9 protein-coding genes are annotated in these 11,943 nt (G+C 75.7%); 5 read left to right on the forward strand and 4 right to left on the reverse strand.

The annotated features are described in order from the left end of the window. The first annotated feature begins 18 nt into the window (after positions 1 to 18). The 4 genes from ACZ6Z8_RS27095 (at position 19) to ACZ6Z8_RS27110 (ending at position 3,967) form a co-directional block, all read left to right on the forward strand. On the forward strand, positions 19 to 1,080 hold the full coding sequence (locus tag ACZ6Z8_RS27095) for an aspartate-semialdehyde dehydrogenase (protein ID WP_465612639.1): 1,062 nt from the start codon (positions 19 to 21) through the stop codon (positions 1,078 to 1,080). Between the two features lie 318 nt (positions 1,081 to 1,398). Next, positions 1,399 to 1,944: a SigE family RNA polymerase sigma factor gene (locus ACZ6Z8_RS27100; RefSeq protein WP_465612640.1), complete on the forward strand. Its 546-nt coding sequence runs from the start codon at positions 1,399 to 1,401 to the stop codon at positions 1,942 to 1,944. Beyond that, a complete protein-coding gene (locus ACZ6Z8_RS27105; RefSeq protein ID WP_465612641.1) occupies positions 1,937 to 3,091 on the forward strand; it encodes a hypothetical protein in 1,155 nt (384 codons plus the stop codon). Before ACZ6Z8_RS27100 ends, ACZ6Z8_RS27105 begins: the two co-directional genes overlap by 8 nt. A gap of 84 nt (positions 3,092 to 3,175) precedes the next feature. Continuing rightward, positions 3,176 to 3,967, forward strand: coding sequence for an SURF1 family protein (locus ACZ6Z8_RS27110; protein ID WP_465612642.1), 792 nt, complete (start codon positions 3,176 to 3,178; stop codon positions 3,965 to 3,967). A gap of 34 nt (positions 3,968 to 4,001) precedes the next feature. Here the strand turns inward: ACZ6Z8_RS27110 and ACZ6Z8_RS27115 are convergent, their stop codons facing one another. The 4 genes from ACZ6Z8_RS27115 to ACZ6Z8_RS27130 form a co-directional block, all read right to left on the reverse strand. Then, positions 4,002 to 4,682, reverse strand: coding sequence for a hypothetical protein (locus ACZ6Z8_RS27115; RefSeq protein WP_465612643.1), 681 nt, complete (start codon positions 4,680 to 4,682; stop codon positions 4,002 to 4,004). Beyond that, entirely contained in the window at positions 4,679 to 6,529 is a 1,851-nt protein-coding gene (locus tag ACZ6Z8_RS27120; RefSeq protein ID WP_465612644.1) for a S9 family peptidase, read from the reverse strand. The genes ACZ6Z8_RS27115 and ACZ6Z8_RS27120 overlap by 4 nt, the downstream gene beginning before the upstream one ends. Before the next feature lie 215 nt (positions 6,530 to 6,744). Then, positions 6,745 to 8,196: an MFS transporter gene (locus ACZ6Z8_RS27125; RefSeq protein ID WP_465612645.1), complete on the reverse strand. Its 1,452-nt coding sequence runs from the start codon at positions 8,194 to 8,196 to the stop codon at positions 6,745 to 6,747. Positions 8,197 to 8,346: 150 nt separating this feature from the next. Beyond that, positions 8,347 to 8,724: a nuclear transport factor 2 family protein gene (locus ACZ6Z8_RS27130; protein WP_402817002.1), complete on the reverse strand. Its 378-nt coding sequence runs from the start codon at positions 8,722 to 8,724 to the stop codon at positions 8,347 to 8,349. 154 nt (positions 8,725 to 8,878) lie between these two features. On the opposite strand from ACZ6Z8_RS27130, the gene ACZ6Z8_RS27135 reads away from it, so the two are divergent. Continuing rightward, positions 8,879 to 11,671, forward strand: a complete 2,793-nt coding sequence (locus ACZ6Z8_RS27135; protein ID WP_465612646.1) for a helix-turn-helix transcriptional regulator — start codon at positions 8,879 to 8,881, stop codon at positions 11,669 to 11,671. Positions 11,672 to 11,943 lie beyond the last annotated feature (272 nt).

Genomic DNA, 11,943 nt, shown 5'->3' on the forward strand with positions numbered 1-11,943 from the left:
GGGCAGGGGCCCCCGGAAGTGACCCGGCGGCCCAACCTCGCCGTCGTCGGCGCCACCGGCGCTGTCGGCGAGGTGCTGCTCGGCCTGCTCTCGCTCCGTCAGGACATGTGGGGCGAGGTCCGACCCGTCGCCTCCCCGCGCTCGGCCGGCCGTACGCCGCTGGTGCGCGGGGAGCCGGTCGAGGTCGTCCCGCTGACCGAGGAGGCCTTCGCGGGGATCGACGTCGCCGTGTTCGCCGTCCCCGACGCGGTCTCCGCCCAGTGGGCGCCGATCGCGGCGGCCAAGGGCGTCGTGGTGGTCGACGACTCGGCCGCCTTCCGCACCGCGGGGGACGTGCCGCTGGTCGTCCCCGAGGTCAACGCGGCCGCGCTGCGGATCCGTCCGCGCGGCATCGTGGCCAGTCCGGCCGGCACCACGCTCGCGCTGGTGGCGGCGGTCGGCGCGCTGCACGCCGAGTACGGGCTGGAACAGCTCGTGGTCGCCACCTACCAGGCCGCCAGCGGCGAGGGCCGGAACGGCGTGGCGGCGCTGCGCGAGCAGACCGCCCTGGTGGCCGGCACCGAGGTCGGCCGGCAGACCGGCGACCTGCGCGCGGTGATCACCGACGAGGGGCCGTTCGCCGCCCCGCTCGCCCTCAACGCCGTGCCCTGGACCGGCGGCCTGTGCGAGGGCGGCTGGTCCGCCCAGGAGGTGGGCCTGCGCGACGAGACCCGCAAGGTCCTCGGCCTGCCCGCCCTGCGGGTCTCGGCGACCTGCGTGCGCATCCCGGTCGTCCGCACCCACGCGCTGGCCGTGCACGCCCGCTTCGAGCGCGAGGTCAGCCAGGAGCACGCCCAGGACATCCTGCGCGAGACGCCTGGCGTGGTCCTCTACGACGACCCGGCGGCCGGGGAGTTCCCCACCCCGAACGACGTGGTCGGCACCGACCCGGTCTGGGCCGGGCGGGTGCGCCGGGCGCTGGACGAACCGGACGCGCTCGACCTCTTCCTCTGCGGCGACAACCTGCGCAAGGGCGCCGCGCTCAACCTGCTGCAGATCGCCGAGCTGGTGGCCGGCGAGCTGACGGTCGGCCTGGACTGACGGTCGGCCTGGACTGACGGTCGAGGAGCCGGGGATCCGTCACCGGCCCGGTTCCGAGGGCCCTTTGTGCCCGAGGATGTCCGGACCTGTGTCCGCTCCTCGACACAATCCGTCCGGAATCCCGTGGGAATCCCCTGGAGGCCTCTTCGGCCGATGCGGAAGAATGGGCCCCGGGCTGGGCAACCATGACAGGGGATCGAGTGTCCAACGGGCGTGGCGAACGTGATGGTGGGGGCAAGGGCGGGCATCCCGGCGAGGGCCGTGGTGACCTTCCCGACGCGCGCCCCGTGGTCGTCGAGTAGGCCGGAAGAAGACCAGATGACGGCGGCCGCACCCGGTGCGGCGGACTCCGGTGCCGGTACCGACGCGGGTACCAGCGAGGACCTGCTCACCGCGACCTACCAGGCGCACTACCGATCCCTGCTGCGGCTCGCCGCGCTGCTCCTGGACGACCTCTCCACCTGCGAGGACGTCGTGCAGGAGGCCTTCATCCGGGTGCACGCCGCCCGGCGCCGGGTGCGCGAGCCGGACAAGACCCTGGCCTACCTCCGGCAGACGGTGGTCAACCTGTCGCGCTCCACGCTGCGCCGCCGCATCCTCGGTCTGCGGCTGCTGCCGAAGCCCATGCCTGACATGGCCAGTGCAGAAGAAGGTGCCTACGATGCCCTGGAGCGCGACCAGCTGAAGGCTGCGCTGCGGAGTCTGCAACGCCGTCAGCGGGAGGTTCTGGTGCTGCGTTACTTCGTGGACATGACGGAGGCGCAGGTCGCCGAGACCCTGGGCATCTCACTCGGTTCGGTGAAGGCGTACGGCTCACGCGGACTCGCCGCCCTCCGGATCCAGATGGAGGCCGGACATGGCTGACGGCGCCTGGCAGCGGCCCGAGGACGACGACGTACCCGGCCTGTCCATCGAGGAACGGGCGTTGCGCGAGCTGATGCGGCACGCGGTGGCCGGCATCCAGCCCGGGGCCGGCGCCCTGCCCCGGATCCGGCAGGCCGTACCCCGGCGCCGGGCCGCCCGGCGCGGGGCCTGGACCGGCGCGGCGGCGCTGGCCCTGGCGGTCGCGATCGCCCTGCCCGTACTCCACGAGGGCGACCACCTCGGACTCTCCGGCGGGCCCGGCTCCACGACCGCCGACGGCGCGACCCTCGCGGCCCCCAGTGGTACCCCGGTCGGCGGCGAAGCCACCGGCACCGGAGTGCACACCGGCAGCGGCGGCGGCACCGCCTCCGTGCCGGGCGGCGGCCCCGCCTCCCCCAGCCCCGGCGCGGACGCCACCCGACCCGGTACCGCCACCCCCACCGGGGCCACCGGCACCGGCGAGAGCGGGATCCTCCCGCTCTGCACCCGGACCGATCTCGGCCAGGGCGCCGTCAAGGTCGGTCCGGCGGACGCCCAAGGTCGGATCTACGGCTCCTTCACGGTGTACAACGTCTCCGGGCACAGCTGCCGCCTCGGCGGGCCCGGCGCGGTGACCGTCACCGACGTCAGCGGCACCGACCGCGGCCGGGTCCGCAACGCCGACCACGCCCCGGGCGACCCGGCGGCCGGCCTGCCCGCGATGGACGCCGAACCGCCGGTGCTCGCGCCGCAGGCGGGGTACCGGGTGCCGTTCGCGTGGATCCCCGACCAGGGCTGCGGCTCCGGCGGCGCCACCACCGCGCCGAGCACCGGCGCCAACCAGGTCTCCCTGACCACCCAGGCCCCCGCCGCCGCCTCCGACGCCGCCCCGGCCTCCGGCGCCTCGGCCGCGCCGAGCGCCAACCCGCACGCCAGCTCCTCGCCCACCTCCGGCACCACCTCCGCGCCGAGCCCGACGGCCACCCCGAGCGGCAACCCCACCTCCGCGCAGGCCACCGCCACCATCGCCCACACCCCGGCCCCCGGCAGCCCGGCGGCCGCGACGGCCTCGCTGCCGGTCGGGTGCGGCGGGACGCTCTACCGGGGCGGCGTGCAGCCGGCCGCCGGCTCCGCGGCCCAGCCGACCGGGACGCCCGCGGCGGGCTGAGCGGACGCCCGCCCGGGCCGGCGCGGCGACCGGCGGCGGACCCTGTGGTCGGGAGCCGTGTGAGGAATGGTTACCGTGGGGGGTGTGTACCGGTTCCTCCTGACTCCGCGCTGGCTGGGCGGCACCGCCCTGGCGACGGCGGCCGTGGTGGTGTGCGTCTGGCTGGGCTCCTGGCAGCTCGGCCGGTTCGAGGACCGAGTCTCCACCCACCAGGAGACCAAGGCGTCGCTCACCGCTTCGGGTGACGCCCGGCCGATCGACGCGCTGCTCGGCCCGGCCACCCCGCAGGTGAGCACGGAGACCGTCGGCAAGCCCGTCACGGTGACCGGGACCTTCGACGCGGAACACCAACTCCTCGTCCCCAACCGGTTGCTGGACGGCAAGCAGGGCTACTACGTGCTCACCCCGCTGCGCACCGCCGACGGACACGCCGTCGCCGTGGTGCGGGGCTGGGCGCCCGGCGCCCCGTCCGGCTCGGCCCCTGCGGCCGAGGCCGCGCCCGGCGGGCAGGTGACCGTCACCGGGCGGCTGCAGGCCAACGAGTCGGTCGGCAGCAACGGCGCCGTCGCGGGCGGGCTGCCCGCCGGGCAGCTCGGCATGATCAACCGGGCCTCGCTGCTGAACGTGCTGGAGTACGACGGCTGGTACGACGGCTGGGTGGCCGCCGACCAGGTGCCCGCCGGGCTGACCGCGGTCCCGACCGTGCAGCCCCAGGGTGGGGACGGGCTCACCCTGCGGGCGTTCCAGAACCTGGGCTACACCCTGGAGTGGTTCGTCTTCGGGGGTTTCGTGATCTTCATGTGGTTCCGCCTGATGCGCCGCGAGGCGGAGGCGGAGCAGGACCGGGCCCTGGGTCTGGACCCGGTCCTGGACTGACCGGCCTGCGATCGACCGGCTTGGCGCTGACCGCTTATCTGGACGGCTTGCCGGTCGGAGTGGGCAGCGGCTTGGCCGGGGTCGCGACCGGCGTCGGCACCACGGTCGGCGTCGGCGTCGGCGACGGCGCCTGCGACTGCGACTGCGACTGCGAGGGGGCCGTGTCGTCGGCGTCCACCGGGGCGGAGCCGCCACTGCAGTGGCCGTTGCCGACCACGGTGTTCGTCGAGTCGTGGTGGTCGATGTGGTGGTGCGTGGTGCCGCCGCTCTTCGAGCCGGACGAGCCCTTGGAACCGGACGAGCCCTTGGAGCCGCTCGAACCGCCGGAACCGTGCGACCCGCCGGACCCGCTCGACCCGTGCGAGCCGGACCGGCCGCGCTCGGCCGCGTCCTCCTCCCCGCCCGAGGACTCCGTCGGGTCCGCCTCGTACGACGCCCGAACGACGACCGAGCCGTCGACCGAGCCGCTGCCCAGTGCGCTCGCCTTCGTCGCCGAACCCGTCGGAGCGACGGCCGTCGCGGCCGTCGCGGTGGCGGTCGCTGTCGGCGAGCCCGCTGTCGGCGAGCCCGCCGTCGGCACGCCCGCCGCCGGGCCCGCCGGCCGCGGTGCGACCGGCGGCGGGCAGTCCGCCTCGTCGCCGTGCGAGCCCGAGCAGCCGCTGAGCACCAGCGCCCCGGCCACAGCCGCCCCCGCGAGCGCCAGCAGACGTCTCACCCGGCCCCTCCGTTGCCGCCGCCCGGAACGCCGAGGTGCCGCCGGACGAAGTCGATCTCCAGCCGCAGCTGCTTGATCCGCTCCTCCACCACCAGCGAGCCGTGCCCGGCGTCGAACCGGTACACCTCGTGCGTCTTGCCGAGCTGTTCCAGCCTCTCGACGTAGTTGTCGATCTGCCGGATCGGGCAGCGCGGGTCGTTGACCCCGGCGCTGATGTAGACCGGCACCCGCACCTGCTCGACGTAGGTCAGCGGCGAGGAGGCGGTGAAGCGCTCCGGGACCTCCTCCGGGGTGCCGCCGAAGAGCGTGCGGTCCAGCGACTTGAGCGCCTCCATCTCGTCGGCGTACGCGGTGTGGTAGTCCGCGACCGGTACGGCGGCGACGCCCAGCGACCAGCTGTCGGGCTGCACGCCCAGGCCGAGCAGGGTCAGGTAGCCGCCCCAGCTGCCGCCGGTGAGCACCAACCGCTGCGGGTCGGCCAGGCCGCTGGAGAGCGCCCACTCCCGGACGGCCGCGATGTCCTCCAGCTCGATCAGGCCGACCCGCTCGTGCAGCGCGTCGGTCCAGGCCTGGCCGTAGCCGGTCGAGCCGCGGTAGTTGACCCGGACCACCGCGAAGCCGTGGTCCAGCCAGGCGGCCGGACCGGCCGCGAAGGAGTCGCTGTCGTGGTGGGTCGGGCCGCCGTGGATCTCGAACACGGTCGGGTACGGGCCCGGGCCGGCCGTGCGCGGGCGCTGCACCAGGGCGTGCACCCGCCCGCCGGGCCCGTCCACCCAGACGTCCTCGACCGGGACGGAGCCGGGCGGCACCGGGCCGGGCGCCCGCAGTACGACCGCCCCGGCGGTGGAGCGGACGGCGGACGGCTCGGCGGCGGAGGACCACAGGTACTCCACGGTGCCGTCCGGACGGGCGGTGGCGCCGCCGACGGTGCCGCGCGGGGTCTCCAGCCTGGTCAGCCGGCCGTCCGCGAGGGTGTACGTGAACAGCTCGCTGCGCGCCTCGTACTCGTGCTCGACCAGCAGCTCGGTGGCACCCGGGCGCCACTGCGCGGAGACGTCGCCGGGCAGCTCGCGGCCCTGCTCGTCGCGCAGCGGGAGGGCGGTCTCGGCGCCGGTGGCGACGTCCCAGATCATCGGCTCCCAGCGGCCGGTGCGCTGGTGGGCGACCAGCAGCCGGGTGTCGCCCTCGACCGGGGCGAAGCCCAGACAGGCGACGCCGCGCGGCTCGTCCCGGCCGGTGACCTCGTCCAGCTCGGCGACGGTCTCCACCCCGTCACCGGTGAGCCGGACGACCCGGATCGCGGAGTGCATGGCGTCGCCGTGCTCGGTGTGGTCGATGGCGAGCAGGGTGGCGTCGTGGCTGAGATCGCCGACGCCGCCGTACTCCTCGTGCCGGTAGATCTCGACCGGCTCGGCCGCGCCCGGGCGGCGCAGGTGCAGGGTGGTGCCGTCCTCGTCGGTGGACCGGCCGACGACCACCGTGCCGTCGCGGCCGAGGGCCAGGCCCGCCGAGTAGGAGGGGGCGAGGCCGGGCACGGCCTCCTCGTCCGGGCCGCCCGCGAAGGGCTGGCGGCGCCAGACGCCGAACTCGTCGCCGTCGTGGTCGTCGAACCACCAGATCCACTCGCCGTCCGGGGACAGCTCGGCGTCGGTGGTGCCGTTCGGGCGGTCGGTGACCCGGCGGTGGGTGCCGGTGGCCCGGTCCCAGGCGTAGACCTCGTAGGTGCCGGTCGCGTTGGACACGTACAGCGCCCGGTCGGGGGCGTCCTCGGCCCAGTCGGGCAGTGACACGCGTGCCGCCCGGAACCGCTGCTCCCATGCCGGTACGGCGCTCTTCTCCTCGCTCATCCGACCATCCAACCCGATCGGGGGGACGGAACGGAACGGGCGGGTGGGGGTAACCCCCACCCGCCCCGGCTCCCGCCCAATTCGCGTGCTGTGTTCACGAACCGCACGGACCGCACGGACCGTACGGACCGCACGGACCGCACGAAGTGCACGGAGATCGCGGAGTTCCGTAGTTCGCGGAGTTCCGAGGTTCGCGGAGTTTCGGAGTCCGGAGTTCACGGACGGCGCGGCAGCAGCCCGACCAGTCCCACCAGCACCAGCTCCAGCACCGCCAGCGCGGTCACGCTGCGGCCGAAGGCGGCGGCCGGGTCGCCGGCGCCGTAGTAGACCAGGCCGATCAGCGCGATCCCGACGGCCCCGCCGACCTGCTGCACGGTGGCCACCACCCCGGCCGCCGCACCGGCCAGTCGGGGCTCGACGGCCGCCAGGGCGACGGTGGTGACCGGCGCGATCACCAGGCCCATGCCGAAGCCGTCGACGAACAGCCCGGGCGCCAGCCACCAGACGCTCGCGTCCGCCGCGTCGTAGGCGGCGAGGGCGAGCAGGCCCAGCCCCGCGGCCATCAGCAGCCCGCCGACGGTGATCGTGCGGCGCTCGCCGAGGCGGGCGGTGACCAGGTGGGTGGCGTTCGAGGTGAGCAGGTAACCGAGGCCGATCGCGGTGAACACCAGCCCGGAGCCCAGCGCGTCCAGCCCGCGGCCCAGTTGCAGGTGCAGGGCGAGGACCAGGAAGAAGGAGGCCTGGCCGAGCCAGAAGGCGAGCTGGGCGAGCAGCCCGGTGCGGAACGCGCCGCTGCGGAACAGCCGGGTGTCGACCAGGGGGGTGCCGTGGGCGGCGGTCGCGCGGTGCTGGTGGACGGCGAAGGCGGCGAGCAGGACGCCGGCGGCGGCGAGGCAGAGCACCGTCCACAGCGGCCAGTGGAGTCCGGGGCCCTGGATCAGCGGCAGCACCAGGGCGGTCAGCGCGGCGGACACCAGCAGCACCCCGGCCGGGTCCAGGCCCGGCCGCTGCGGGGCGCGCGACTCCGGCAGGCAGCGGCGGACCGCGGCCAGGGCGGCCAGGCCGATCGGCAGGTTGATCAGGAAGCAGCTGCGCCAGCCGAGGCCCAGCAGGTCCGCGCGGATCAGCAGGCCGCCGATCAGCTGGCCGAACACCGCGCCGACGCCCATGGTCAGCCCGTACCGGGCGAAGGCCCTGGCCTGAGCGGCGCCGCTGAACGCCGTCCGCAGGATCGCCAGCACCTGCGGGCCCATCAGCGCGGCCGCCAGGCCCTGGGCGACCCGGCCGCCGACCAGCGCGGCGGCCGTCGGGGCGAGGCCGCAGCCCGCCGAGGCGAGGGTGAACAGGGCCAGGCCGAGCGCGAACACCCGTCGGCGGCCGTAGCGGTCGCCGAGCCGTCCGGCGGTGACCAGCCCGACGGCGATCGCCAGGCCGAACCCGGCCATCACCCACTGGACGACCGCCGGGCCGGCGCCCAGGTCGGCCTGGACGGAGGGGACGGCGACGTTGACGACGAAGGTGTCGAGGGCGGTCATGAAGGTGGCGGTCAGGACGACCGGCAGCAGGCCCCTGGGGGCGGGTGGCTGCTCCGTCGGGGTGGCGGCCGGGGCTTCTTCCGGGGCCTCCGGGGCTCCGTCGGGCCGCCGGGCGTCCAGGGCGGTGCTCATCTCGGGCTCTCCTCCGTCGGGCTCTCGGCGATCGGGTTCTCGTCCGGGGGGCTCTCTCGGCCACCGGGCTCTCGCTCACCGGACTCTCGTCCAGGGGTGGGGCGCCGCCGTGGGGGGTGCGGCGCCCCGGTCGAAGGGTTCGCGGACCGCTCAGGCGCCCGGCACGCGGTCCAGGAAGCCGTGCACGGTGGCGATCCGGCCCTCCGGGGTGGCCGCCAGCACGTCGAAGCCGATCACCACCGGCTCGGCGCCCGCCGGGCCGAGGTTCCAGGTGAACCGGGCGATGTCGTGGTGGGCGTCCACCGGGCCGAGGGTGAACTCCAGCCCCGGGAACTGGGCCTGGGCCGCGCCGATCAGCGCGTCGATCGCGTCCCGGCCGACCACGGCGGCCAGCGGGTCGGTGTAGCGGCCGTCCTCGGCCCACACCTCGTCGACCAGCTTGCGGCGGGCCGCCGGGTCGGTCTCGTTCCACACCGCGAGGTAGCGCTCGGCGAGCTGCTGGAGGGTGGCGGCGGTGATCTCGGTCATGGTCATCTCCCGTGTCCCGGTGGGCGGTTGGCGGGTCGTTCCCGCTGCTCACAAAGGTAGGGACGGACGGCCGCGGGCGAATCGGTCACGTATCCGTACCCGCCTACGTAGGTATCGCGCCCGGGTACCGGCGGCGGCTCGGTAGGGTCGGGACATGCTGCACGGGAGGGAACACGAACAGGCCGCCGTCGACGGCCTGTTGGCGCGGGCACGGGACGGACGCAGCGGAGCGCTGCTGCTCCGCGGTGAGGCGGGGATCGGCAAGACCGCCCTGCTGGACGACGCCGTCGCACGGGCCGGGCAGGGGTTCCGGGTGATCCGGGCCGCCGGCGTCGAGTACGAGGCCGAACTTCCCTTCGCCGGGCTGAGCCTGCTGCTGGCGTCCGGACTGGACCGACTGGACGCGCTGCCAGGGCCGCAACGGCGGGCCCTGGAAGCGGCGTTCGGCCTCGGCGACGGATCGGCCGGTGCGGGGGCCGAACCGGCCGTCGGCCCCACCGACCGGCTGCTCGTCGGCCTCGCCACCCTCGGCCTGCTCGCCGAACTCGCCGCCGACCGCCCACTGTTGTGCGTGGTCGACGACGTGCAGTGGCTCGACAAGGCCTCCCTGGACGCCCTGCTGCTGGCCGCCCGACGCCTCCAGGCCGAAGGCGTCGCCCTGCTGCTCGCCGCCCGCACCGAGGGCGGCGCCCCCGACGAGCGCCCACTCGGCCTGCCCGAACTGCGGGTGGCCGCCCTGACCGAGGCCGCCGCCAGCCGGGTGCTGACCGAGCGGGCCGGCCCCGACCTGCCCGCCGCCGTCCGTGACCGACTGCTCTCCGAGGCCGCCGGGAACCCCCTCGCCCTCACCGAACTCCCCGTCGCCACCGGCCCCCAGGCGCACACCGCGGGCGGTCTGCCGCTCACCAACCGGCTGCTGATCGCCTTCCACGGCCAGGTCACCGGTCTGCCCCCGGCCACCCAGACCCTGCTGCTGGTCGCCGCCGCCGAGGAGAGCGGCGAACTCGACGTCGTACTGCCCGCCGCCTCCGCGCTCGGCGTCGGCGCCGAACACCTCACCCCCGCCGAGGAATCAGGCCTGGTCACCGTCACCACCGACCGCCGGATCGCCTTCCGGCACCCGCTGCTGCGCTCCGCCATCCTCCAGCGCGCCCCGCACCACCAGCGGCTGACGGCCCACCGCACCATCGCCGAGGCCCTCCCCGAGGGCGACCGCCGCACCTGGCACCTCGCCCTCGCCGCCACCGCCCCCGACGCCGCCCTCGCCGACGCGCTGGAGCGCACCGCCGTCCGGACCGGAAGGCGCGGCGGCCACGGCGGCGCGGCCGCCTACGAACGGGCCGCCCGGCTCACCCCCGACCGCGACGGCGCCACCCGCCGCCTCGTCCTGGCCGCCGAAGCCGCCACCGAGGAAGGCGAGTTGGCACGCGCCGAAGCCCTCGCCGACGAGGCCTCCGCCCGTACCGACAACCCCCTGGCCCACGCCCTGCTGGACCACGTCCGGGCCACCGCGCACTTCTGGCGCGGCTCGTACCCGACGGCCTACCGGCTGCTGCTCGACGCCGCCCTCGCCGTGGACCACGCCGCCGCGAACGGCACCGCCGCGGACGGCTCCGCCGTCGAACCCGCCCACGCCGCCCGGATGCTGTTCCAGGCCTTCCACGCCGCCTGGTACGCGGGGGAGGAGTCGGTGGCCGACGTGCTCGACCGGCTCGCCGCCCTCCCCCTGGCCGCCGACGACCCCGTCGCCCCGCTCGCCCGCTACCTGCCCGCCGCCGTACTCCCGGCCCTCGGCCGTCCCGCCGCCCCCCTGCCGGCCGCCCGCGAGGCCGTCGAAACCGCCCGCCGCGCGGGCGCCGATAGCCCCGCCGACCTGGTCCAACTCTGCGGCGCCACCCTCGTCCTCGGCCGCGACGAGGAGACCGTCGACCTCGCCGGCGAACTGATCGCCGAGGCCCGCGCCAAGGGCACCCTCGGGGTGATGCCCACCCTGCAGTTCTTCCTCGCCGAGGCCGAACTCTTCCACGGCCGCCACGCCGACGCCGAACTCACCGCCACCGAGGCGCTCGCCCTCGCCCAGGACACCGGCCAGCACCAATGGGTCAGCCAACTCGGCGCACTGCTCGCCTACCTGGCCGCCCTCGACGGCCGCGCCGACCGCTGCACCGAACTGGCCACCACCGCCCTCGCCACCACCGGCCCGCAGACCGCCGCCCCCGCCGCCGGCCACCCCTGGGCCCACTGGGCCCTCGCCCTGCTCGACCTCGGCCAGGGCCGCGCGGCCGGCGCCGCCGACCGCCTCCACGCCCTCACCACCGGCCCGCACCGCCACCACGTCAGCGCCACCCGGGCCGTCCCCGACCTGGTCGAGGCCGCCGTCCGCCTCGGCACCCCGGACCGCGCCGCCGAACCCTACGAACGCTTCGCCCGCTGGACCGCCGCCGCCGACCGCCCCTGGGCCGAAGCCCTACGCCTGCGCTGCCAAGCCCTGCTCGGCCCCGACGAACTCGCCGAAGGCGCCTACCTCGCCGCCCTCGACCTCCACGCCACCGCCCACCGCCCCTTCGAACACGCCCGCACCGCCCTCCTCTACGGCGAATGGCTCCGCCGCACCCGCCGCCGCACCGACGCCCGCCCCCACCTCACCGCCGCCCTCGAAACCTTCGACCGCCTCGCCGCCCACCCCTGGTCCGCCCGCGCCCGCACCGAACTCTCCGCCACCGGCACCCTCGCCCCCCAGGCCCCCCTCCCCCAGACCCCCGCCACCCCCCTGAACTCCCTCACCCCTCAGGAACTCCAGATCGCCCGCCTCGCCGCCCAGGGCCTCACCAACCGCGACATCGCCGCCCAACTCTTCCTCAGCCCCCGCACCGTCGCCCACCACCTCTACAAGGCCTACCCCAAACTCGGCATCACCTCCCGCACCGCCCTCCCCACCGTGTTCTGACCGCTCAGCCGGGGAGCACCAGCCGGTAGCGGCAGATCAGGAAGCCCGACCGCCCCCTCTCGAACCAGCACTCCTTGACCCGCGAGGGTGGTGAAGTCGTTCGACAAGGCCCCGGACCTCCCAGGTGGCGGGCGTCTCTGCCGGGCGGGTCTCGCCCGGTTCACGGGGATTCTTCCGGACACGACGTCAGCGGGCCCGTCGGATCTCTCCGACGGGCCCGCTGCACCGGGTCGGGGTGGCGGGCTCTGAACCCACGGCCTCTTCGTCCCGAA

The organism is Kitasatospora sp. NPDC101108 (genome assembly GCF_055584725.1).